At 51.9% G+C, this 23,997-nt stretch carries 17 protein-coding genes; 14 read left to right on the forward strand and 3 right to left on the reverse strand.

Annotation, left to right across the window (positions count from 1 at the left end):
• Positions 1 to 298 precede the first annotated feature (298 nt).
• The 5 genes from ACO0K9_RS15870 to ACO0K9_RS15890 all read left to right on the forward strand — a co-directional run bounded on the left by ACO0K9_RS15870 (position 299) and on the right by ACO0K9_RS15890 (position 8,828).
• Positions 299 to 1,900 carry a tryptophan halogenase family protein gene (locus ACO0K9_RS15870; RefSeq protein ID WP_422986584.1) on the forward strand — a complete coding sequence of 534 codons (1,602 nt, stop codon included), beginning with the start codon at positions 299 to 301 and terminating at the stop codon, positions 1,898 to 1,900.
• A 357-nt stretch (positions 1,901 to 2,257) separates the two neighbouring features.
• Positions 2,258 to 3,247: a LacI family DNA-binding transcriptional regulator gene (locus ACO0K9_RS15875; protein ID WP_422986586.1), complete on the forward strand. Its 990-nt coding sequence runs from the start codon at positions 2,258 to 2,260 to the stop codon at positions 3,245 to 3,247.
• A gap of 457 nt (positions 3,248 to 3,704) precedes the next feature.
• Positions 3,705 to 5,321: a DUF5060 domain-containing protein gene (locus ACO0K9_RS15880; protein ID WP_422986588.1), complete on the forward strand. Its 1,617-nt coding sequence runs from the start codon at positions 3,705 to 3,707 to the stop codon at positions 5,319 to 5,321.
• On the forward strand, positions 5,318 to 6,910 hold the full coding sequence (locus ACO0K9_RS15885) for a DUF5060 domain-containing protein (protein ID WP_422986590.1): 1,593 nt from the start codon (positions 5,318 to 5,320) through the stop codon (positions 6,908 to 6,910). Before ACO0K9_RS15880 ends, ACO0K9_RS15885 begins: the two co-directional genes overlap by 4 nt.
• Positions 6,911 to 7,007: 97 nt before the next feature.
• Positions 7,008 to 8,828, forward strand: a complete 1,821-nt coding sequence (locus tag ACO0K9_RS15890) for a glycoside hydrolase family 28 protein (protein WP_422986592.1) — start codon at positions 7,008 to 7,010, stop codon at positions 8,826 to 8,828.
• Between the two features lie 91 nt (positions 8,829 to 8,919).
• On the opposite strand, the gene ACO0K9_RS15895 is transcribed toward ACO0K9_RS15890, so the two are convergent.
• The 3 genes from ACO0K9_RS15895 to ACO0K9_RS15905 form a co-directional block, all read right to left on the reverse strand.
• A complete protein-coding gene (locus tag ACO0K9_RS15895) occupies positions 8,920 to 9,939 on the reverse strand; it encodes an MBL fold metallo-hydrolase (RefSeq protein WP_422986594.1) in 1,020 nt (339 codons plus the stop codon).
• Positions 9,940 to 10,039: 100 nt separating this feature from the next.
• On the reverse strand, positions 10,040 to 10,810 hold the full coding sequence (locus ACO0K9_RS15900) for a hypothetical protein (RefSeq protein ID WP_422986596.1): 771 nt from the start codon (positions 10,808 to 10,810) through the stop codon (positions 10,040 to 10,042).
• Between the two features lie 84 nt (positions 10,811 to 10,894).
• Positions 10,895 to 12,013 (reverse strand): zinc-binding alcohol dehydrogenase family protein, encoded by a 1,119-nt coding sequence (locus tag ACO0K9_RS15905; protein ID WP_422986598.1) that lies wholly within the window; start codon positions 12,011 to 12,013, stop codon positions 10,895 to 10,897.
• A 131-nt stretch (positions 12,014 to 12,144) separates the two neighbouring features.
• On the opposite strand from ACO0K9_RS15905, the gene ACO0K9_RS15910 reads away from it, so the two are divergent.
• The 9 genes from ACO0K9_RS15910 (at position 12,145) to ACO0K9_RS15950 (ending at position 23,984) form a co-directional block, all read left to right on the forward strand.
• Positions 12,145 to 13,125, forward strand: a complete 981-nt coding sequence (locus ACO0K9_RS15910; protein WP_422986600.1) for an AraC family transcriptional regulator — start codon at positions 12,145 to 12,147, stop codon at positions 13,123 to 13,125.
• Positions 13,126 to 13,529: 404 nt separating this feature from the next.
• Positions 13,530 to 14,156 carry a TetR/AcrR family transcriptional regulator gene (locus ACO0K9_RS15915; RefSeq protein WP_422986602.1) on the forward strand — a complete coding sequence of 209 codons (627 nt, stop codon included), beginning with the start codon at positions 13,530 to 13,532 and terminating at the stop codon, positions 14,154 to 14,156.
• A gap of 240 nt (positions 14,157 to 14,396) precedes the next feature.
• Positions 14,397 to 15,560: an efflux RND transporter periplasmic adaptor subunit gene (locus tag ACO0K9_RS15920; protein WP_422986604.1), complete on the forward strand. Its 1,164-nt coding sequence runs from the start codon at positions 14,397 to 14,399 to the stop codon at positions 15,558 to 15,560.
• A gap of 2 nt (positions 15,561 to 15,562) precedes the next feature.
• On the forward strand, positions 15,563 to 18,763 hold the full coding sequence (locus ACO0K9_RS15925; protein WP_422986606.1) for an efflux RND transporter permease subunit: 3,201 nt from the start codon (positions 15,563 to 15,565) through the stop codon (positions 18,761 to 18,763).
• 42 nt (positions 18,764 to 18,805) lie between these two features.
• On the forward strand, positions 18,806 to 19,456 hold the full coding sequence (locus ACO0K9_RS15930; protein ID WP_422986608.1) for a protein-L-isoaspartate O-methyltransferase family protein: 651 nt from the start codon (positions 18,806 to 18,808) through the stop codon (positions 19,454 to 19,456).
• 38 nt (positions 19,457 to 19,494) lie between these two features.
• On the forward strand, positions 19,495 to 19,818 hold the full coding sequence (locus ACO0K9_RS15935) for a rhodanese-like domain-containing protein (protein WP_422986610.1): 324 nt from the start codon (positions 19,495 to 19,497) through the stop codon (positions 19,816 to 19,818).
• 23 nt (positions 19,819 to 19,841) lie between these two features.
• Positions 19,842 to 21,167, forward strand: a complete 1,326-nt coding sequence (locus ACO0K9_RS15940; protein WP_422986612.1) for a TolC family outer membrane protein — start codon at positions 19,842 to 19,844, stop codon at positions 21,165 to 21,167.
• 340 nt (positions 21,168 to 21,507) lie between these two features.
• Complete coding sequence (locus ACO0K9_RS15945; RefSeq protein ID WP_422986614.1) at positions 21,508 to 22,758, forward strand: efflux RND transporter periplasmic adaptor subunit; 1,251 nt, start codon at positions 21,508 to 21,510, stop codon at positions 22,756 to 22,758.
• A complete protein-coding gene (locus ACO0K9_RS15950) occupies positions 22,755 to 23,984 on the forward strand; it encodes an ABC transporter permease (protein ID WP_422986616.1) in 1,230 nt (409 codons plus the stop codon). Before ACO0K9_RS15945 ends, ACO0K9_RS15950 begins: the two co-directional genes overlap by 4 nt.
• Positions 23,985 to 23,997 lie beyond the last annotated feature (13 nt).

Consider the following 23,997-nt stretch of genomic DNA (forward strand, 5'->3'; position numbering starts at 1 on the left):
TTTCTTATATATGTTTTGCGATTTCTTGTTTTGAAACCGTTTTCATATTACATAGAAACGGTTTTCCGTGTCAAATATAAAATGGTAACGTTTTCAAAATGTTGTAATATGAGATGCCCAGAAGGGGGGGCTCCATGGATTTGGCTCAGCTTCCCTCAGAGGTATTTGCAAAAACGGGATGGCGTGCCCGGGCGGAGCTGCCACAACAAAACCGTATGATTTTTGCAACAGGCTTATATAAAAACAGAAGAACTTGCTTCTATTCATGAAATGAGTTCCAGAAAACAGGAGACTTTGAATGAAACCGGTACCTAATATTCGTAACATCTTGATCGTGGGCGGTGGAACCGCAGGCTGGTTGACGGCATGTTTTTTGGCCAGCAATCTGTCTCTCGCTAAAAAGGCATCTTCATCCCCGGATGGCATCAGCATTACCCTGGTGGAATCCAAAGAGATAGGCATCATAGGTGTGGGGGAGGGCAGCTTTCCTTCCATCCGCGGCACACTGGCTGCCATAGGTATCGATGAAGCGCGTTTCATTCGCGAATGCAACGCAACATTCAAACAGGGCGTGCAATTTGCCGACTGGGTCCGGCCAGCGGGTGCCGAAGGCAACGGGCATTATTTCCATCCTTTCAGCCATCCCAGCCAACGTCAGGGCGGGCCGGAATTATTACCTTACTGGCTGCTGGGTGCAGCCGGCTCTGGCAAGGCAAGGCGGCCTTTTGCGGATGCTGTCAGCATGCAGAAGCGCATTGCCGATGCCCATCGCGGTCCCAAGCGTTTCGACGACAAGGATTTTCTTGGTCCCATGAATTACGCCTATCACTTCGACGCTGGCAAATTGGCGGCGCTGTTGTGCGAGCATGGCAAATCATTGGGTGTGCAGCAGGTGCTGGCGACGGTCGAGCATGTGCAACTCGACAATGACGGTGCCATTGCTGCCGTGCATACCAAAGAAGGGCAGGCGCTGACTGCTGATCTGTATATAGACTGCACCGGTTTCCGTGCTGCCCTGATAGGCGAAGCACTGGGTTCTCCTTTCCGCAACATGAATGATGTGTTGTTTGTTGACCGTGCCGTGGCGATGCAGGTACCGTATGCGCAGCCAGATACCCCCATCCCTTCCTACACGATTTCCACTGCGCAAGAAGCTGGCTGGACCTGGGATATAGGCTTGCAGCAAAGACGCGGCATAGGCTATGTGTATTCCAGCCGGCACACGGATGAAGCACGGGCAGAGCAGGTCTTGCGCAATTACATAGGACCGGCGTCTGACGGTATGTCCGCCCGGTTGTTGAAGCTGAATGTCGGTTACCGCGAAACCCAGTGGGTCAAGAATTGCGTGGCGATCGGTTTGTCCGGCGGCTTCCTGGAACCGCTGGAATCATCCGGCATAGGCCTGATAGAAACCGCTGCCTATCTGCTGACCTATCTTTTTCCCTTCAATGGTGAACTGGCACCGGTTGCCACCCAGTTCAACCAGCATATGAAGGAGCGCTATGAGCGCATCATCGATTTCGTCAAAATGCATTACTGCCTGACGCAACGTACGGACAGCGCATTCTGGCGTGACAATACCGACCCTGCCACCATCCCCCACAGCTTGCAGGAGAGATTGGCAATGTGGCGTTGTCGCCCGCCGAATCGCATGGATTTTGTGACTGACATGGAAATGTATCCGCCATCCAGCTGGCAGTTTGTGCTGTACGGGATGGAATTCCAGACCGACATGGGTGTCAATCAATTTTCCTACCCGCGTATGGAAGAAGCCGCCAAAGAATTCCAGATGATCGCGCAGATGTCGCAGCATGCCATGGCTGATTTACCGGATCACCGGAAACTGGTTGAGCATATGTGCAAAACCTCTGCCGACATACAGGTGGCGCGCCGGGCTTAGTTGGTTTGCTTTGCTCCAGGAGGACTGGGCCGACGCTGCTGGTTGGCCTGGCACCTGTTAATGAGTAGTCATGAGCAAAAGCTGATTGGAAGCTTCGGCGTTTGCTCATTTGAAAAGAAGCATGCTATCCTAATTGTGAAAAGCTTTTCATGATAGGACTTACGCAACATTGCCCCATCTGCGTCGTAGCTCCTGGCCGTACTATTCGTACTGTCTGTGTCGCTTCGCCTTGCTGGAACAATTTTGCGTAGGTCCTATGTGTTTGTCCTATGTGTTTAATAATGATCTTTCCAAAGAATCATCCTGCCCGACGGAAGGTATTGCGTGGTCGAAAAAATTAGAACAAAAAATGAGCCAGTGACTTTATTGGATGTAGCGCGTGAGGCGGGTGTTTCACCCAGTACGGTGTCGCGCATACTCAATGGTACCGCCAAGGTATCGCCAGACAAGCGGAAAGCCGTTGAAACTGCCATCGCAGAGATGAAGTTCGAGCCTAATCAACTGGCACAGGGCCTGAAAAGCGGTCGTTCCATGACCATAGGCATTGTGGTGCAGGATATCGCCAGCCCCTTCTTTGATGAAACCCTGCATGGTGTGGACGAAGGGCTCAAAGGCACAGGCTATGCATCCGTCATCGTCAGTGGTCACTGGAATGCGGAAGAAGAGGCGGCGCGTATCAAGCTGCTGCTGGCGCGCAAGGTGGACGGCATTATCTTGCTGTCAGGCCGTATCGCTGACAAGACGGTACTTGAATTTGCCAGGGATAAACCGATAGTCGCTACTGGCCGTGCCTTGCATAGCAAGACGGCGGTGGGCTTCAAGCTTGACAATGAGCATGGTGCCTACCTGGCAACCAGGCACCTGATCGAGCTTGGCCACAGACGCATCGCCTTTGTCACCGGCCCCGCCAACAATACGGATGCGCTGGAACGGCAGGAAGGCTACCAGCGTGCCCTGCAAGAATCGAATATCGCATTTGAAGAAAACCTGGTGGTCGAAGGCAATTTCCATGAAGCCAGCGGCCTGATGGCGATCAACCGCTTGCTTGAAACCCAGCAGCAATTCAGCGCTGTTTTTGCTGCCAATGACCTGTCTGCCTATGGCGTACGGCTGGGCCTGTACAGAAAAGGCATACGGGTACCGGAAGATATCTCACTCATCGGTTTCGACGATTTGCCCAGTTCACTCTACACCACACCACCACTGACAACGATCCACCAGCCTTTGTATGACATGGGCTTGCTGGCAACCAGGACGCTGCTGGGTTTGATCAGCGGAACGGACGTTGACCTGGCTTTGCCGGGCCTTGAGCTGATCGCCAGGGAAACCACACGACGCCTGAGATAAATTTCTCTGTCGCCAGGCGTTCATCCTCAAACGGGCTGATAGCGAGCGGGTAGTGGACGGGTAGTGGACGGGTAGTCGGCAGCATGCTACCCGCTACCCGAGCTATGTCCTTGTCTTTCATGGCATGCAGCCAGCGCATTTCAGCCGTATTTCAGTCTGTCTGAATTCTCGTTAAGCGTATTTTTTCCATATCTTTGATATTCCCGCCCGGAATGTGCTGTTAATGTGCTGTGAATTGCAGTCGCATGCCTGGCGCTGCCTGCCTGTTTGCAAAACAGGGAAATGTTGGTTAAACTGGAATCGACATCAGACATCGTACAACATGATGTTGTAAAGATGTAGCAAGTGTCCAATCCTGGCTGCGGATCATGTATTGCGTGCATCCGCATGCACTGCACGCCTGATCTTCAGAAACAAAAATGGATAGCCTGCCAACGCATCATAACGGATCAGCGAAATGACTGGATTGAATTTCTGGCGCAAGGTCTGCGGCGCAGGCTTGCTGCTATGTGCGTTCTTCATGCCGGTACGGCAGGCAGCGGCAACACCTGTGCCGGATGGCATGGTGCAGGCTCCGGCTAGCGTCGAGCAATGGGGAAGCATAGAAATCACCCTGGCCGGTAGCTCACAAGGAAATCCCTTTACTGAAGTTGAATTATCGGCCCGCTTTCGGCAGGGCGAAAAGGTGCTGGATGTTGCCGGATTCTATGATGGTGAAGGTATCTACAAGATACGCTTCATGCCAGAAAGTACCGGTATCTGGCAGTATACGACCAGCAGCAATCAGGCTGCATTGCGAGGCCAGAGCGGTAGCTTCACTGTTACTGCACCTGCTGCCGGCAATCATGGCCCGGTCAAGGTGCGCAATACCTTCCATTTTGCCTATGCTGACGGGCAAGCTTATCATCAGCTTGGTACAACCAGCTATGCCTGGATACATCAGGGTGATGCACTGGAAGAGCAAACTCTGCGCACGCTGGCGACCTCGCCATTTAACAAGCTGAGGATGACGGTATTTCCCAAGCATTACGAGTGGAGCAAGAACGAACCGCAACTTTACCCGTTTGAAGGCACGCCACCAGCGCAGTGGGATCTGACCCGCTTTAACCCTGCGTTTTTCCGCCATCTGGAACAACGTATTTCTCAATTGCGCACACTGGGTATAGAGGCCGACATTATCCTGTTCCACCCGTATGACAAGGGGCACTGGGGCTTTGACCGCATGGCAGCAGCAGCCGATGACCGTTATCTGCGCTATGTGGTCGCTCGTCTGTCAGCCTTTCGTAATGTATGGTGGTCTATGGCCAACGAATTCGATTTCATGACCGCGAAAACACCCGCCGACTGGGACCGCTACTTCCAGATCGTGCAAGCCAATGATCCCTATCAGCATCTGCGTTCGATTCATAATGGCAGCATCTTGTATAACCACACCTTGCCCTGGGTGACCCATGTCAGCATACAGAGTGGGTCGGCAACGGAAGATTTTGAGCGTGCCGTGATCTATCGCGATGTCTATCGCAAGCCAGTGATTTTCGACGAGGTCAAATACGAAGGTAATCTTCCCCAGCGCTGGGGGCGGCTCAGCGCCGAAGAAATGGTCCTGCGTTTTTGGCATGGCAGCATTGCCGGTACCTATGTTGGCCACAGCGAGAGCTATCTTGATCCTGAAGACATTATATGGTGGGCCAAGGGTGGGGTGTTCCACGGGCAAAGTGTGCCGCGCCTCACCTTTTTGCGAAAAATACTTGAGGACGGTCCGGCCGATGGCCTGGAACCCATCGACAAGTGGCAGGATTATCCCTTTGCCGGTAAACGAGGTCAGTATTACCTCGGTTATTTTGGTAACGACCCACGTACTAACTGGCGTTTTGAACTGGCCAAGGCCGGTCTTGCCGAAGGCATGAAGTTCAGGGTGGATGTGATTGACACCTGGAACATGAGCATCACTCCTGTGCCCGGCCTGTTTGAACTCAAGAAACAGGATAACTATCTGTTCGCCGACAAAGATGGCCGCAGCGTCAGCTTGCCTGGTCGGCCCTATATGGCAGTGCGTATAGTGAAGCTACCGTGACGTCTACCTTGCTCAGATGGCTGGCAATCGCCGGCATTATTTTCCTGCAGACAGCGATATCAGCTGCCAATCAAGTCACGGATGTGCCGGTCAGTGTTGATCAGTGGGATTTCTTTGAAATCAAACTGACTGGCCCGGCCACGGGCAACCCGTTTACCGAAGTCAGTCTGTCGGCGCAATTTGTGCAAGGTGACAGGAAACTGGATGTGTCAGGATTTTACGATGGCGATGGTATCTACCGTATACGCTTTATGCCCGACACCATTGGCGAATGGCATTATGAGACGCATAGCAACCGTGTCGAATTACAAGGCAGGCATGCTGCCATTCTTGTCAAGCCTGCGCGCGCTGGCAACCATGGCCCGGTAAGCGTGCGCAATACCTTTCATTTTGCCTATGCTGATGGCACTCCATATCGCCAGATCGGTACGACCAGCTATTCCTGGCTGCATCATAACCAGGCACTGGAAGAACAAACACTCAAGACATTGGAGACATCGCCGTTCAACAAGTTGCGAATGGTGGTGTTTCCCATGCAGCAGAATAATCCCGACCTGTATCCTTTTGCCGGAAGACCACCACTGGCCTGGGATCTGAGTCGTTTCAATCCGGCTTTTTTTCGACATATAGAGACAGGTATCGACCAGCTCCGTACGCTGGGAATCGAGGCCGATGTCATCCTGTTCCATCCTTATGACAAGGGCCATTTTGGCTTCGACCGCATGCCAGCCAGCGTCGATGACCGCTATCTTCGATATGTGGTGGCACGCCTGTCCGCCTACCGTAACGTCTGGTGGTCAATGGCCAATGAATTTGACTTCATGACGGCGAAAACAACGGCCGACTGGGATCGTTATTTCCATATTGTGCAGCAGAGTGATCCCTATCAGCATTTGCGTTCTATCCATAATGGCTTACAGTTGTATAACCAGACCCAGCCCTGGGTCACCCATGCAAGTATACAGAGTGGAGCGGTGGCCGAAGATGCCAGGCGTGCCGTGATTTTACGAGATGTTTATCGCAAGCCTGTGGTACTGGATGAAGTGAAGTACGAAGGCAATATGCAGCAACGCTGGGGGCACCTGACACCAGAAGCGATGCTGCTGCGGTTTTGGCAGGCAACTATCGCTGGTACCTATGCGGGCCACAGTGATACCTATCTGGATCCTGAGGATGGTTTGCCATGGTTGGACAAAGGCGGTGTGTTTCGTGGACAGAGCGTGCCGCGGATCGCCTTCCTGCGCTCGGTACTGGCAACGGCACCAGCCGAAGGCCTTGATCCCATCGACGAAGGGGCCAGTCTTCCCTTTGTGGGCAAACGCGGCAGTTATTACCTGACTTACTTCGGACGTGCGACACCGCTCAACTGGAAATTTTTGCTGTACCAATCCGGACTCAGGGAGGGGATGCGCTGCAAGGTAGAGATCATCGATACCTGGAACATGACGATACATCCTGTCGATGAGTATTTCGAACTTAAAAAGCAAGATGATGACAGTTTTATCGACAAGCATGGCCGCAGTATTGCATTGCCCGGCAAGCCCTACATGGCCTTGCGCATCACAGTATTAACAACGCAGCAGCAATAATTGAATGAACAGTTTTTTCGTCATCTACAGTCAATTTGTATTCAGGTGGCGCTAAGGCTGTAACAAACGCTATAACAAACCAAATGGAGAGCAAATAGTGAACAAACATCAAGCCCACCCGGTGAATCAGAAGCGCCGCCGATTGCTGCAAGCAGGCGCAGTGCTGGCCACTTGCCTGTCCGAACCTGTATTGGCAGCGACCAGGGACGACCCATGGCAGGCAGCGCAAGCGATTATCGATCGCTGTACCCGGACATTGACGTTTCGTCCGCAAGACTTTCTCATCACCGCCTATGGTGCCAGTGAGTGCGAAGTGGTGCTGACAGATGCGTTCATCTCTCACGATGAACGGGGCAAGGTCAATGCACCCAAGCCAGGTGCTGCCGATTGTTGTCCGGCAATCACGGCAGCGATTGCGGCTTGTCATGCGGCCGGTGGTGGCCGTGTACTCATACCAAAGGGTAACTGGTTATGCTGCGGCCCCATGGTATTGCGTTCAAACGTGCATGTGCATCTGGCTGCGGGTGCCCACCTGTTTTTTAATAATGACCCGGCTGACTATGCGCGCCATGGCGACTACGATTGTGGCCCGAATGGAAAGCTGGTGCTGTCGCGCTGGCAAAGTAATGATTGCCTGAATTTTTCACCGTTGGTGTACGCTTACGGCCAGCAAAACATTGCCCTCACTGGTGAAGATGCCACCAGCATTCTGGATGGTCAGGGTGGTGTCGCTTTTCCGGGCAGTAAGGATTGCTGGTGGGGCTGGGCGGGTCGCAAGGCAGATGGTGCACCTGCCAATGACAGGCAAAGCGTGGTCAATCCGCGCAACCCGGTTTCGCTGGAATCACTGGCACCCGGTTTGTCCCCTGAACAGGCCAAATTGATAGAAGGTGGTCGGGAAACTTGGCGCTCGGACCATTATTTCTTGCCAGCCTTGTCTGAAGCGGGTGTCCCGGTTGAACGCCGGATTTTTGGCATTGGTCATTTCCTGCGGCCACATATGATCCAGTTGATTGGCTGCACCGATGTATTACTGCAAGACTATCAGGTGCAGGCTGCGCCATTCTGGTTGCACAATCCTGTCAATTGCCGCAACGTACTCTTCCGCAATGTGCAAATGCATAGTATAGGGCCGAACAGTGATGGTTTTGACCCGGAATGTTGCGACAATGTCCTGGTCGACGGATGTACCTTTAATACCGGCGACGATTGTATAGCCATCAAGGCTGGAAAAAATCGCGACATCCAGTATGGAGTGACACGCAATATCGTGATACAGAATTCCATCATGAATAGTGGCCACGGCGGTGTCACGCTGGGTAGTGAGATGGCGGGTGGTATTGAAAACATCTATGTGCAGAATGTGGAATTTCGCAATCTGCACTGGGCCAGCGATGCCTTGCGTACTGCTATCCGCCTGAAGACCAATATGAATCGTGGCGGATTTTTGCGCCACCTCTATGTGCGTAATGTGACCTTGCCTAACGGGGTGCAGACCAAGCCTGGCTTTTCCAATCTGTTGCCAGGCGCCGAGGTACCGCCACGCAGCGCATCGGTGGGCGGCGGGGCAGTCATTACTTTCGATTGCGATTACGCACCCAAGGATGACGCGATGCGGATACGGCCGCCACAGGTATCAGACGTGTACATCAGCGGAGTCAAGGTTAGCAATGTGAATACCGACCAGGGGGCGCGTTCCTGCTATCAGGCTATTGTGTTACTCGGGCCGCTCAAATCCAGCTACAACGGCCCGGATAAGCCCGTGGTGTCACCCATTACGAATGTGACCATCAGCGACTGCGACTTCGGCACACCGGTGAATGGCAAGCAAGCCTGGTTCATCCATAATGTGCGCGAACTGGTATTGCGCAACGTCACCATCGCTAACAAGGTTTACAACGAAGTGCTGTCGGCATGATGGCATGCCCAGGTACTGCCTTGCATTGAGATGCTGCATTGCTGTTGCGCATCTCAAAACCGCATCTCGAAACAATAAAGCGCATGATGAACTATCTGCCGGCCGAATATCCTTGGCCGACTTTGAACATCGTCGCGCGCCCCTCCGGCAGTACCGAAAATTCCTTGGCCGCTATTTTTTTCTCTTGTAACGCCACATTCAAATCTTTCACTGGTTGATCGATACCTTCATTGGTCAACTGAAAAGTTCCAAAATGCATGCCTATGCTTTGCTTTGCGCCCAGGTCCAGGTGTGCTTGAACCGCCTCAGTCGGGTCCATATGCACCCGTTTCATAAACCATCTTGGTTCATACGCACCTATTGGTAGCAAGGCGATATCTGGTGGTCCAAAGCGTTCCTGTATTGCCTTGAAATGCGATGAATACGCTGTGTCTCCACCAAAATACAGGCTGTGTCCGTTAAATGAAATATGGTAACTACCCCACAGGCTGCGGCCTCTGTCAAACAAACCACGACCAGAGAAATGCGCTGCTGGAGTCAGGCTCAGTTTGAGGTCTGAAGTCACCTGGTAACTTTGCCACCAGTCAAGTTCAACGACGTGCGCCATTCCACTATCTTCCAACAGCTTTTTGTTACCGAGAGGGACAAAAAAGAGTGGATGGAAACGATCGTTTAATCGCTTGAGGGTTTCAAGATCCATGTGATCATAGTGATTATGACTAATGACGACGACATCAATTTTCGGTAAATCAACAAAAGCAATGCCTGCTTTTCTGTGTCGCCTGGGACCTATCCAGCCAAAGGGGCTGACCCGGTCCGACCAGACTGGATCAGTCAGCAGATTTATATGCTGCGTCTGGATGAGCAGGCTGGCATGATTGACAAAGGTGACGGCGACTTCATCTTTGCTCGGTTTCCCTTGCACAGTAACCGCTTGCGCATGGTCAACCGAATCATTGCCAACCGTGTTATTTTCAACCACATCCGGCCAGTTTTCAAAATCAAACGCGAATAGCAGCTTGAGTCCATCCCACAGACTGTTACCTTCGGGATCGGCCGGATTAAAAAACTTGCTGCCATCATAGTGATCTGATGTTGGATATGGCTGCAATGGTGCGCATCCCGCCAACTGGAGCAAGATGATTACAAGAATAAATCGGATAAAGATAATTTGCATTTTTTCTTTTTGAAAAGTCCGGATATTAAATTGATTAACCGAAATGTGCGGTGACCGGAATGGCTCTTATTGCCGTTAAGGTCAAGCAAATACATGCAAGCAGATAGAACATTGTGAGAGTAGAAAATACAGCAAGTGCAGCACCACCCGCAAAGTATTCAGCAAGCAGACCGAAGGCCGGTATGAATTGCTGCGCGTGTACACCAAGAAAATGTGCTGGCCGGATGTCACCACGCAAATGCCAGCCAACTATTGGCCATCCTTTCCCGGGCGGTGCTTGATGGGATCCCAAAAGAAAGCCGCTCAGCGTCGACAATACAAAGGTCAGTATCAAACCGACGACAATTCCAGACTGCATTACCGACAGGGCTGGCTTGTCATTTTGCGTCCAGATCACCCAGGCCAGCCAGGCTTGTGAAGCGGTCAGCGCTACAGCCACAATACCCATAAGCCCAGACATGACGGCGTGCAGCAAGTCCGATGTATTGTAATGCGAGGCTTCACCCAGGCTGCCCTGCAAGCTGATGTAAGCTACTTCAAAAAAAGATGTGCTGACAATTAATACTGCAATCCAATAGAAGGATGGCAATGCTTGCGGCCTGACGTCTGCCATCCGCATCAGGCATGCAGTCGTGATGGCAAATAATGCCGTGGCCGCCATGAATTTCATGGGTTTTATCCAGACGCCTACGCCACGAATTGTCCTTTCGTCAAAACGCGACCACCACCAGGTCACTATCAGGCCGATCATCATGATCAGGCTGTATGCCAGTAAAACCTTCAGTGCATCATTCAGCGATGTCATGGATTTACTTCTTTCTCTGATTGGTGAATCAGCAGGCAGGGATATGGTCACGCACTCTGGCGTTGTAGCGTTGCTGTATACACGTTAAAGGGAAATGACTATCTTGCTGGCTGTCACGCCTTTTCTTTGCATATCCAGACCTGCCTGCACATGTTCCAGCCCTTTGCCTATCACATGTGGTTCCGGGGCGGCAACAATGACACCTTCAGCCAGGGCCGTGGGCAAGAAATCCACGTAGATGACCTGACTGACTTCATTGGCAATCAAGGATGTACCGAAGATGACTTTGGTACGTATGCCTCTGAGACGTGATTTGATCTGCATTGATAGCATAAATACGACCAGCCGCGGAAGCTGAAGTAGAAAATGTAGTTTCAGATTAGACCCCTTTGTCATTTTCTGGAAAGAGACTGGAAAGGTCGTCATGGAAACAAACTTGTTGCCTTTGCTTTCATGCATAATATCGAGGCAGGCTTCTATTGACCCCATGCCAATCGCCAATGCACCAACCATGGTCTTGCCATGGCAGGCCTTGATGATATCCTTTACCGCGTTGCTGCTGCGATAGTCGAAGACCTGACTAGCGCCTAGTTTTCTGACGTAGTCAAAGTTTTTTGGTGAGGCAGTCGTAATCACCTCATAACCGGCGGCAACGGCCAACTGAATCGCGTTACTGCCAACGCTCGTGGAGCCGCCCCAGACCAGCAAGGTTTGTCCGGTTGGTTTGGCGTTGACAGAAGGATGCCGTAGGGCCAACTGATCTTTTTCAAACAGGCCGCAAGCCGCCGTCGACAAGCCCAGCGGAAGCACCGCTGCACTCTCGTACGACATGTGATCGGGGATGGGTGAGGCCATGTGTTCAAGGACCACAGTGTAATGCTGAAAAGCGCCTTCGGCTGCGCTGTTGCGTGTGGGATCACTCCCCACCGCATGTGCCAGTACACGTTGCCCCACTTTGAATCGGGTGACCTTCTTGCCCACTTCAGCGACCTCGCCTGAAAGGTCTGATCCCAGGATAAACGGGTATTTGATCCAGGAAAAAACTAACTCGCCTGCATTTTGCAATATCCAGTCCAGCGGATTGATGGCGACGGCGTGGTTTCGTACAACTATTTCCAGGTCCCCGGGTGGCGTGTAACTGGCTGGTTTTACCTCCAGATCAGTGCGCTTCGTTGATATCCATGCAGCAGTATTGGTAGTCATTCGCATTCCAGAGATTGTGAGCCCGTAGCGGGTAAGAACGAAAGGGTAAGAATGACCAGATGATAGATGCTTGTACCGGGACGATCCATGCTCTATAGTCCGGTTTATCTTTTCAATCGTCCGGGGACGTAATGGATCCGCTGTCAGACGTCTTGTCCTTACTCAAACCTCGCAGTTATATGTTCCGCGGGCTCGATGCGGGCGGGCAATGGTCGCTGCATTTCAAGGCACTGCAAGGCATACGCTGTTATGCACTGCTTTCTGGCGAATTCTGGCTCACGGTTGAAGGTTGTCCTGAACCAGTGCATCTCAAAGAAGGCGACTGCGTCTTGTTGCCGGGTGGGCAGCCAGCCACGCTTGGCAGCGACCCGGCTTTACCACCTGTCGATGCCAGTATGGTGTTTCCCACAGTGAAGGAAGGTGGCGTTGTCACTTATAACGGCGGTGGTGATTGTTATGGATTGGGCGGTTATTTTGAATTTGCCGGAAGACACGCAGGAATACTGCTGGGTATCTTGCCAGCGGTCGTTCATATCCACAGAGAGTCAGATAAAAAAGCCTTGCGTGGTTCCTTGGAACAAATCATGCAGGAACTGCGTGAACCACAGCCTGGCGGTACTTTGATTGCCCAGCACCTCGCCTATCTGATGCTCGTCCAGGCCTTGCGTCTGTTTTTGCTGGAACGGGCCGCAGGTGCCAAAAACACACAAAGTGTTAGTGGTGGCGTAGGCTGGATCTATGCACTGACAGACAAGCAGATCAGCGCCGCCATCCATGCCATGCATGAAAACCCGGCACAAAAATGGACGATACAGAGCCTGGCCGAACGTGCCTATATGTCCAGATCTACCTTCGCATTGAAATTCAAAAAACTGGTGGGGGAATCACCAATGGATTATCTGACCCGCTGGCGCATGTTGCTTGCTGGCGACCGGCTGATGAACACCAGTGACCCCATTTCCATTATTGCACCTTCACTCGGCTATGATTCGGAAAGTTCATTCAGCACCGCCTTCAAACGTATCATGCAATGCTCTCCACGTGAATACAGTCTTGGTCGGGCAGAGATTGCCAGGATCAAAATTGACACCCAATTTCAAAATCACTGTTGAAATATTCTGACCTGTTCAGCTACTGAATTTGCATATTTTTATTCGGTGTCCCTTATATATAAAGCAGCCTGTTCCAATATTTATATGTTTGGGCTATCAATTTTTGCATTCTGTCGCATCGTGCTGGTGGTTGTCGTAGTTGTTTGGCAAAGTAGCTGAACATCAGAATGACAACGAGCATGGTTTGGCAGAGATCGCGCAATTTGTGTGTCAGGTGGGTGCGATGGATGGGTTTTCGGATGCTTAATCGAATTTCTATTATTTAACTATTAATCCACCAGTTTTTAAGTGTTTTTTGTTCTGATTAAGACTTTATTAAGACGCAACATGCGTTTGTCTTGACGCTGAAAGGGACGGGGACTATATTACTGACTCAAAAGTAAGTTAATTGAGTTATTGTTATAATGTCATGTCCTTTTAAGCCTAAATGGGAGCGTCGTAAGGATGCCCGCCCGCAAGAATTGCTTGCTGCTGCCCTTGACCTGTTTGTCGAGCGCGGCTTTGCTGCGACACGTCTGGATGATGTGGCGCGTACTGCTGGCGTTTCCAAAGGTACCTTGTATTTGTATTTTTCCAGCAAGGAAGAATTATTCAAGGCTGTAGTCAGGGAAAGCATTGTGCCTTTGATCGGAGCAGCAGAGGATGCGATTGGCCAGTTTAACGGTAGCAGCGATGAACTGTTTCGTTTGATCACGCATACCTGGTGGGACAACGTTGGCAAGACCAAGTTATCCGGTTTGCCGAAACTGATGATGGCAGAAGCCGGGAATTTTCCTGAGCTGGCCAGGTTTTATCAGGAAGAAGTGGTCGATCGGGGTGAAAACCTGATGACAATAGTATTGCGTCGGGGCATGGAGCGTGGTGAGTTCCGCCAGGTGGATCTGGAAATTGATACCAGAATACTGACGGCACCCGTGATCATGATGATGATGTGGAAGCATTCACAAGGTGTTTGCCAGATCGATCCTGACAAGCTTGATACCTATCTTGAGCATTACATAGAAATCGCATTGCATAGCCTGCGTATATAGAATTATAAAAATTTGATGCACCACCAGAACGTTCAAGTGTAGCGGTCGCAGGCACGACAATGCCTGTGCGGCATAGTGCTGGCTGCGTTTGCAACAGTTCTGGTTCTACAAAATATAGATGCGCTGCTTGACCCTTACATAGTGTCAGGCTTTAAAGTCAGGGTTTCATCTGACCTTTGGGGGGCTTATTGCCCGTGTTTTTCCAGGTCTTGAAACAATTACTTTTTGGAAAAAACAATCATGTTAAAGCGCAGGACATTCTGGATCATCGCCGTTGTGGTGCTGTTGGCTGCAGGGTTGCTGCTAGCCAAAAGAAAATCGCAGGGCACAACTGCGCCATCTGCTGCCGCTATTGCAGCGACAGTCAGCGCTGCTGCCAATGCAGCAGTGCCGGTACTGGAGTTTTTGCCGGCCGATATTACTGAAGTCAAAACCACCGAAGTCAGGAAACTGCTGGCATTGTCAGGTGCCTTGCGTGCAGTCAATCAGGCTGCGGTCAAAGCTAAAGTAGCGGGCGATATTACCGAAGTACTGGTGCGCGAAGGCGAGGCCGTGCAGGCTGGCCAGGTCCTGGTGAAAATGGATACTAGCGATTACCTGGCGCGGCAGGAACAGGCGCGTGGTGCGCTGGCCGCCGCCCAGGGGCAACTGGAAATCGCCCGCACGGCACGCGACAATAACCGCGCCTTGCTCGACAAGAGTTTCATTTCCAAGAACGCCTACGACAATACCAATAATCAGTATGCGATTGCGGTAGCCAATGTCGATAGCGCCAAAGGCGCGCTGGCCGTGGCCCAGAAAGCCCTGGCGGATACCGTCATCCGCGCGCCGATTACCGGTATGGTCAGTAGCCGCATGGTACAGCCTGGTGAAAAAATATCCCCTGATAATCGCCTGCTGGACGTAGTCGATTTGCGTGTACTTGAAATGGAAGCACCGGTACCGACCCAGGATATCGCCAGCATCCGTATCGGCCAGGCAGTGCAATTGAAAATTGAAGGCGTGACGGCAGCAGTCGAGGGCAAGGTCGTCAGGATCAACCCGTCTACGACTGCTGGCTCGCGCTCCATTATGGCGTATGTGCAGGTTGCCAATCCAGATACCCTGTTGCGGGCCGGCATGTTCGGCGAGGCACAACTGGTAGTGGATAAAAAATCCGATGTACTGACCGTGCCCGAGACTGCCATACAGTATGAAGCTGAGCAGGCTTTTGTGTATGCGATAGAAAACAATGTCTTGCAGCAAAAGCCGGTGAAGCTGGGTTTGCATGGTGACAGCAAGGGCCAGGCGGTGGTTGAAATCACTGCTGGCCTGGTGCCGGATGCACGTATCGTCAAGGCCAACCTGGGGCGCTTGCGTGCCGGAGTTGCCGTCAAACTGATTACCGCCACAGGCAAGGTGTAAGCATGTGGTTCACACGTATCAGTATAGGCAACCCGGTGCTGGCAACCATGATGATGGTGGCCTTTGTGGTGCTCGGCCTGTTTTCTTACCAGCGTCTGCGGGTTGATCAATTCCCTGACATTACCTTTCCGGTGGTGGTTATCCAGACTGATTATCCGGGTGCTTCGCCGGAAACCATCGAATCAGATGTGACACGCAAGGTGGAAGAAACCGTCAACACCATCAATGGCATCAGCGCACTGACATCGCGTTCCTATGAAGGCACGTCGGTGGTCATTCTGGAATTCGATCTGACGATAGACCCGGCACAGGCAGCGCAGGACGTGCGTGAAAAAGTGGCCCTGATCAAATCCACCTTCCGCAAAGAGGTCAAGGAACCACGGGTCACCCGCTATGACCCGTCGGACAAGCCGATCTTTTCAGTATCGGTGACGAATGACGACAAGATCAAGAAACGCGATTTCCGCGAGCTGACCACCATCGGTGATCAACTTGTCAAAAAGCGTCTGGAAAATGTACGCGGTGTCGGTTCTGTTACCCTGGTCGGTGGCGTCAAGCGCGAGATCAAGATTTACCTGAAACCGAATGAACTCGAAGCACTGGGCCTGGGTGTGGATCAGGTCATCAATGCCCTGCGTAATGAGAACCAGGAACTGCCCACCGGTGCCATCCGTGCGCTTGATAATGAAAAGGTCGTGCAGATACAGGGGCGCATCCAGAATCCGCAAGACTTTGGCCGCATCATCGTTGCCCGCCGTGGAGGGCAGCCGGTCTTGCTGTCGCAAGTGGCGACCGTGCTGGATGGACAGGAAGAGCAGGAAAGCCTGGCACTGTATAACGGCCAGCGCACTGTGGCACTGGATATTCTGAAAGCCCAGGGGCAAAACACCATAGAAGTTGCCAATGGCCTGACCGATGCCCTGAAGGCACTGGAACCACAGTTGAAGGCACAGTACCCGGGTGTCAAGGTACAGGTCATCAAGGATGGTTCCCGCCAGATACGGGTGGGAGTGGAAAACGTCCGCCGTACCCTGATAGAAGGGGCTGCACTGACGGTATTGATTGTCTTCCTGTTCCTGAATTCCTGGCGTTCTACCGTCATCACCGGCCTGACCTTGCCGGTGGCACTGATCGGTACCTTTTTGTTCATGGACATGTTTGGTTTCACCATCAACATGATCACCCTGATGGCCCTGTCATTGTGTGTGGGTTTGCTGATTGATGATGCCATCGTGGTGCGCGAAAATATCGTGCGTCACGCCGGCATGAAAGTGAATGGCAAGTTCAAGGATCACCATACGGCTGCGCTGGAAGGTACCGCAGAAATCGGCCTGGCCGTGCTGGCGACCACTTTTTCTATCGTCGCGGTGTTTTTGCCTGTGGGTTTTATGGGCGGCATCATTGGCCGTTTCTTCCATCAGTTTGGCATTACCGTCACGGCTGCCGTGCTGATTTCCATGTTTGTATCCTTCACGCTGGACCCGATGTTGTCATCCATCTGGCCCGACCCCGATGCGCATGGTCATCCCACGGTAGATGAAAACGGCAAGTCCATCCGCAAGGGCTGGTATGCAAACAGCATAGGCCGGGTACTCGAACAGTTCGAACGTGGCGTGCAGTGGTTTTCACGCGGCTATCAAGTCATGTTGCGCTGGTCGCTCAAGCACCGCATCAAAACCCTGCTGATCGCTGGCCTGACTTTTTTCCTGGGTTTGGCAATACCCGGCACAGGCCTGATCGGGTCCGAATTTGTGCCGCAGGCAGATTACTCTGAAACCGGCGTCACCTATTACACACCAGTAGGTTCATCGCTGGAACTGACAGAAACCAAGGTGCATCAGGTGGAAGCCGTGGTCAAGGAATTCCCGGAAGTACTGGATACCTACAGCACGGTGAACACCGGTTCGGCCCAGGGCAAGAATTATGTGACCACTTTTATTCGCCTGGTGCCACGCAAGGACAGGGCCAGAACCACGGTGCAGATGTCGATACCGTTGCGCGCCCGTTTGAGCCAGATTGCCGGTATCACCGTCACCCATATCGGCGCACTCGATGGCGTGGGTGGTGATAACAAGAACCTGCGCTTCAGCCTGCAAGGTAGTGACCTGGTGGAACTAAGTAAATTGTCGGAACAGGTGCAGGCAAAATTGCGTACTATTCCTGGCCTGGTCGATCTGGATTCCAGCCTGAAGGCGCAAAAACCGACCATCTCGGTACAGCCACGCCGTGATATCGGGGCTGACCTGGGTGTCGGTGTGGCGCAGATAGGCGGTGCCCTGCGGCCCTTGCTGGCGGGTGAAATCGCCACCACCTGGCGTGCGCCGGATGATGAAAACTATGATGTCACGGTGCGTCTGTCACCCAATGACAGGAATAATGCCGAAGACCTGTCGCGCCTGATGCTGACCAGTTCACAGACGAATGCCGATGGCTCACCGAAAATGGTGCCCTTGCGCCAGGTGGCTGATATCAAGCCATCGACCGGTGCCAACCAGATCAATCGTCGTGATTTGAACCGTGAAGTCGAATTGTCGGCCAATGTGGTTGGCCGTTCGGCCGGAGAAGTCAGTGCTGAAGTTAAAAAAGTGCTGGAAGGCATGCAGTGGCAACCTGGCTATCGCTACAAGATGGGCGGCGCGACCAAGAACATGACCGAATCCTTTGGCTATGCGCTGTCGGCTCTGGCCCTGGCGGTGATCTTCATCTACATGATCCTGGCGTCACAGTTTGCCAGCTTCTTGCAGCCGATCGCCATCATGTCGGCCCTGCCCATGACTTTGATAGGCGTGTTCCTGGCTTTGATGTTCTTCCGCTCTACGCTGAACATGTTTTCCATCATCGGTTTCATCATGCTCATGGGATTGGTTACCAAGAATGCCATTTTGCTGGTAGATTTTGCCAATCAGGCGAGAAAAAATGGCATGAATCGTATGGAAGCCTTGCTGGAGGCCGCCCATGTGCGCTTGCGCCCCATCTTGATGACGACGCTGGCAATGGTATTTGGCATGGTGCCATTGGCATTTGCCTTGTCCGAAGGTTCCGAGCAGCGTGCACCGATGGGGCAGGCAGTGATAGGTGGGATTATCACTTCATCATTGCTGACTTTGGTGGTTGTGCCAGTGATTTATACCTATCTGGATGATCTTGGTCTATGGATTACGCAAAAATGGCGAGGTAATCGTCAAACTGCCCAAGTGCTTTGATAAAATGCCGGTTCCCTATTAATTTTGCAATCGAGTAAAGAAATGAACATCGAAAAAGCCCGCTTCAACATGATAGAACAACAAATCCGTCCATGGAATGTCTTGAACCAGGAAGTGCTGGACATGCTGATCGTTGTCAAGCGTGAGGATTATTTCCCGGCAGAACAAAAAAGCCTGGCTTTTTTTGACACCGAATTGCCGTTGCCAGATGGCAGCAAGGCCATGACGCCAAAACTGGAAGCCCGCATCCTGGAAGAACTGGCCCTGAAGAAGCAGGAAACAGTATTGCTGATCGGCGCTGGTAACGGCTACCTGGCAGCACTGCTGGCCTATCGCGCGCGTCATGTCACGGTACTGGAATCATCTCCAGGCCTGCGTGACCTGGCGGTTGCTAATCTGGCCAACAACCATGTGAGTAATGTGGATGTCGTATTGGCAGATGCATTCAGTTTCAAAGACACCGGCACCTATGACGCCATTGTCATCGCCGGTGGCCTGGAGCAAGTGCCAGAGCAATTGCAAAAGCAGTTGAATACCGGTGGGCGTCTGTTGGCGTTTGTTGGTCAACTGCCGACCCTGACTGCACAGTTGCAGACCCGTACTTCTGGCACAGATGTATCGACACGCAATTTGTTTGAAACCGTGGTTGCCCCTGCTGTTGGTGCTGCACCGGTTTCTCATTTCAGCTTGTAATTTGAAACCGATACGCTAGAACAAACTGGAAAAAAATCATGCAACACATCACTGCCACCGAACTTGCACAATGGCTGAACGATAGCAGTAGAAATCCACCTGTTTTACTCGATGTACGGGAACCATGGGAGCATCAGACTTGTCATATCCCCGGTGTGCAACTGATGCCCATGCAAACGGTACCAACGAGTTTTCATGAACTGGAACCGGATGACGTGATTGTCTGCATCTGTCATCACGGTGGACGCAGTATGCAGGTAGCAAATTTTTTAGAGCGTCAGGGTTATACCCAGACAATTAACCTGACGGGTGGGGTGCATGCATGGGCGCAGCAAGTCGACCCAGCAATGCCTACCTATTAATTCACTTTTTTTCGGAGCGTTACATGCGTAATCCTATTCTTGCCACACTGCTTGCCAGTGCCTTCCTTTCGCTGAATGCAAACGCCACAGATTTGCTGCAAATCTACAAGGATGCTTTGGCAAATGATGCGCAGTATGCGAGTGCCCGCGCATCGTTGACGGCTGGACAGGAAAAACCAATACAAGGTCGTGCCGGCCTGTTGCCAGGTATCGCTTTGAGAGGATCGGACACCAAATCCAGCACCGATGCTGAAGTCGATGCCTTTCCTGGTTCGCATACCGTGAAAGGCACATCCAATGCCTGGACGCTGGCGCTGTCGCAGCCCTTGTTCAACTGGACCAACTGGCAGCAATATGAACAAAGCAAACTCTTGCTGCTGGTCACCGAAGCGCAGTTTGCCCAGTCCAGACAAGACCTGATCGTAAGGGTAGCGCAAGCTTATTTCGATGTACTGGCAGCGCTGGATACACTAGAAACCCTGCGTGCACAAAAGAGCGCCATCTCTGAACAATTGGCTTCTGCCAAACGCAATTTTGAAGTAGGTACCTCAACCATCACTGACACGCATGAAGCACAAGCACGTTATGACCTGGTGACTGCACAGGAATATGCAGGCCAGAGTGATTTGGAAATCAAGCGCGCAGCCTTGCAGCAAATTATTGCCAAAGAAGCCGGTGAACTGGCACCATTGCGACCTGGCGTCAAACTGAATGCGCCACAACCGGCAGTGATTGATGACTGGGTTGGTTCGGCAGAAAAGCAAAACTACAGTGTGGTCGCTTCGCAAGTTGCGGTGGAAATTGCCAAGCGTGATATCGAAAAAAACCGTGCCGGTCATTACCCCACAGTTGACCTGGTAGCGACGACCGGTCGCCAGACCACCGGTGGCGCGACCAACCCGCCTTCAAGCGGCGTCATCAAGCCGACTACCATAGGCGTACAATGGAATATCCCGCTGTTCTCTGGTTTTGCTGTTAACAGCCGTGTCAAGGAATCGATTGCACTGGAAGACAAGGCACGCAGTGATTATGAAAACGCACGCCGCACAGCGGCTCAGGGCGCACGTCAGGCTTTTGTTGGTGTGACTTCCGGGTTGGCCCAAGTGAAGGCGTATGAAGCTGCAGAAATCTCCAGCCAGTCTGCTCTGGATTCAAATAAACTCGGTTATCAGGTTGGCGTGCGTATCAATATCGACGTGCTGAATGCACAGCAACAATTGTACACAACCCGTCAGACTTTGGCAAAAGCGCGTTATGACACTGTCCTTAACGGCCTGCGCCTGAAGTCTGCCGCTGGTACGCTAAAAGAAGAAGATCTGGCAGAAGTGAATGCCTTGCTGCAGCACTAAGCTGATTGCTTTGACTTTAGACTGAGAAAGTCCTGATGAAAAGCTCGCCTCTGGCGAGCTTTTTTATTGCGAGCTTGCTAAATATCAATATGCACTGCATCAATTGAAGGACACTTGACATAGGTGGCTCATATCTTTTGACGAGCTGGACCCGATTGAACGCCTACGCGTTCAGGTTGCCACGGATTTGCGTTCGTGATTTGGCGACAAAAGGCCAGTAAGCCGGGCAATAACAGGGAATGTTGATCTTCAGTCACGCAGAGTCCATTGTATTCAAATGGGATGCGCCGGCCCTGCTTGTCGGATATTTCCACACGCTCTAAAAACCAGAGGGTTTTCGATGACTAAAGAAGCCGGATTTTTGAACAGGCGTAATGTGTTGACTGGTATCCTGGCGATTCTTACCCTTGTCGTAATCGCTTATTTTGCCCGTCCATTGCTGTTTGGCGCCAAAGTCAAAGTCTACCAGTTGCAACGCGGTGAACTGATACAAACCGTGGTCGCCAGTGGTCGGGTTGAAACCCCGGCGCGTGTTGATATTGGTGCACAGGTGACGGGCCGGGTTGCCAATGTGCCGGTGAAGGAGGGGCAAACGGTCAAGGCGGGAGCACTATTGATCGAGTTGGAAGCCGCCGATGAAACTGCTGCGCTGGAACTGGCTCAAGCCAATGTGCATCAGGCCGAGATCAAAATCAAGCAATTACAGGATTTAACCCAACCGTTGGCGGAGCAATCTTTTGTGCAGGCACAGGCCAATCTATCTAATGTGCAAAAGCAATTTGACCGGACACGTGAATTGGTTGCTCAGGGTTTTGTTGGGCAGGCACAATTGGATGATGCCAAACGCAATCTGGATGTTGCACGTAGCCAGCTCAATAGTGTAAGACTACAAATTCAAAGCAGCAAACCAGCCGGCAGTGATTATCAGTTGGCGACTGCCGCACTGGACCAGGCCAGGGCTGCAGAAAATGCAGCAATGGCAAAATTGCTGCACATGCAGATACGGGCTGTCAGTGACGGTGTATTGATATCGCGTGATGTTGAACGTGGCGATATTGTCCAGCCTGGCAAGGTGTTGATGGTGTTGTCGCCTGTGGGCCTGACCCAGTTGCTGATACAGATTGATGAAAAAAATCTGCGCTATCTGCAAATGAATCAAAGCGCCCAGGCAATGGCAGATGCCTATCCGGGGCAAAAATTTCCTGCTGTGCTGACTTATATTAACCCTGGCATTAATGCGCAACGCGGATCTGTCGATGTCAAACTGACGGTCAACAATCCACCCGCTTTCTTGAAACAGGATATGACGGTGTCAGTTGAAATTGAAGTGGCCAGGCGTAAAGATGCCCTGTCTATTAGCATTGATGCTGTACATGATGCTGCCAGTTCACCTTGGGTGATGCTGTTGAAAGACAACAAGACAGAGCACAGAGCTATCACAATTGGTGTTCGCGGCGACAAGAGTGTTGAAGTGCTGTCTGGCTTAAATGAGAATGATTTGATCTTGCCAGCTACGGGGATTACTGTCGCGGAAGGCAAGCGGGTACGCGCTGATTTACCCAAAGAAAGCAAGAATGGTAGCAAGTCATGAACAGTCTGTTGCCGTTTGAATGGATAGTCGCGATTCGCTTTTTGCGTGAGGGACGCATGCAGTCCTTATTCATCATTCTGGGAGTGGCGATTGGTGTAGGCGTGATTGTTTTCATGTCGGCGCTGTTGTCGGGCATGCAGGGAAATTTGTTCAAACGTGTACTCAGTTCGCAAGCCCATATCAGTCTGGAAAGACCAAAAGAGCAAGCCACTAACGTGTTGACGGCGTCGCCTGGCAAGCTTGTCGCATCGACGGTACAAAAACCATCCCAACGCATGAACACCATTGATCAATGGCAAAAAGTGCGTGATCAAATGCAGTCGCGTGCGGATGTCCTTGCGGTATCAGCCAGTGCCAGCGGTCCGGCGCTGGTGGTACGTGGCAGTGCAACCCAGGCCATATCTCTGCTCGGCATAGAGCCTGATGCTTACATGAAAATAGTCCCTTTACCAGAAAAAATGGTGAGTGGCAGTGGTCGCATGATGAATACTGACATGCTGATTGGTGTGCAACTGGCGGATGACATGGGAGTGCAACTGGGTGACAAATTACGTGTCACCAGTGCTGCAGGTGCCAGCCTGAATTTGAATATCGCCGGTATTTTCGACTTGGGCAGTCGCGGCGCTAATCAGCGCACTGTCTATGTTTTATTATCCACAGCACAGAATCTGCTGGGCATGGTCGGTGGCGTCTCCAGTATAGATCTGACCGTGCGTGACCCCTATGCAGCAGAAGATATTGCTCAGGCAATTGCCAATACGACCGGCCTGACAGCGATGAGCTGGATTGCTGCCAACAGCCAGTTCTTTCTAGGTATGCGGGCACAGACTTATTCAAGTTTGTTGATACGTATTTTTGTTGCCTTATCTGTCGCGGCAGGTATTGCCAGCGTGTTGGTGGTGTCGGTAGTTCAACGCCAGAAAGAAGTTGGTATTTTGCGCGCAATGGGGGGTACGCGCAGGCAGGTCATGCGTATATTTTTGATACAGGGGGCAGTCGTTGGTTTGCTGGGTTCTATCTTGGGCTCCAGCCTGGCGACCGGTTTGTTGGCTGGCTGGAGGATGATAGCCAAGAACCCCGACGGTACGCCCATGTTCCCTATCAGCATGGATATGAGCCTGTTTCTCTGGAGTGCCCTGATTGCGACGCTGACTGGCCTGCTGGCTGCTGTCACTCCGGCAATTCGCGCAGCCAGGCTTGATCCCGTGGTGGCTATTCGTGGTTGATTCTCTACTTCGC

The organism is Undibacterium sp. Ji50W (assembly GCF_049340445.1).
GTDB lineage: Bacteria > Pseudomonadota > Gammaproteobacteria > Burkholderiales > Burkholderiaceae_D > Undibacterium.

Coding starts and splice junctions, on each gene's coding strand:
- ACO0K9_RS15870 (WP_422986584.1), top strand. CDS start 299: ATGAAACCGGTACCTAATATTCGTAACATCTTGATCGTGGGCGGTGGA.
- ACO0K9_RS15880 (WP_422986588.1), top strand. CDS start 3,705: ATGACTGGATTGAATTTCTGGCGCAAGGTCTGCGGCGCAGGCTTGCTG.
- ACO0K9_RS15900 (WP_422986596.1), bottom strand. CDS start 10,810: ATGACATCGCTGAATGATGCACTGAAGGTTTTACTGGCATACAGCCTG.
- ACO0K9_RS15905 (WP_422986598.1), bottom strand. CDS start 12,013: ATGACTACCAATACTGCTGCATGGATATCAACGAAGCGCACTGATCTG.
- ACO0K9_RS15910 (WP_422986600.1), top strand. CDS start 12,145: ATGGATCCGCTGTCAGACGTCTTGTCCTTACTCAAACCTCGCAGTTAT.
- ACO0K9_RS15915 (WP_422986602.1), top strand. CDS start 13,530: ATGTCATGTCCTTTTAAGCCTAAATGGGAGCGTCGTAAGGATGCCCGC.
- ACO0K9_RS15920 (WP_422986604.1), top strand. CDS start 14,397: ATGTTAAAGCGCAGGACATTCTGGATCATCGCCGTTGTGGTGCTGTTG.
- ACO0K9_RS15925 (WP_422986606.1), top strand. CDS start 15,563: ATGTGGTTCACACGTATCAGTATAGGCAACCCGGTGCTGGCAACCATG.
- ACO0K9_RS15930 (WP_422986608.1), top strand. CDS start 18,806: ATGAACATCGAAAAAGCCCGCTTCAACATGATAGAACAACAAATCCGT.
- ACO0K9_RS15935 (WP_422986610.1), top strand. CDS start 19,495: ATGCAACACATCACTGCCACCGAACTTGCACAATGGCTGAACGATAGC.
- ACO0K9_RS15940 (WP_422986612.1), top strand. CDS start 19,842: ATGCGTAATCCTATTCTTGCCACACTGCTTGCCAGTGCCTTCCTTTCG.
- ACO0K9_RS15945 (WP_422986614.1), top strand. CDS start 21,508: ATGACTAAAGAAGCCGGATTTTTGAACAGGCGTAATGTGTTGACTGGT.
- ACO0K9_RS15950 (WP_422986616.1), top strand. CDS start 22,755: ATGAACAGTCTGTTGCCGTTTGAATGGATAGTCGCGATTCGCTTTTTG.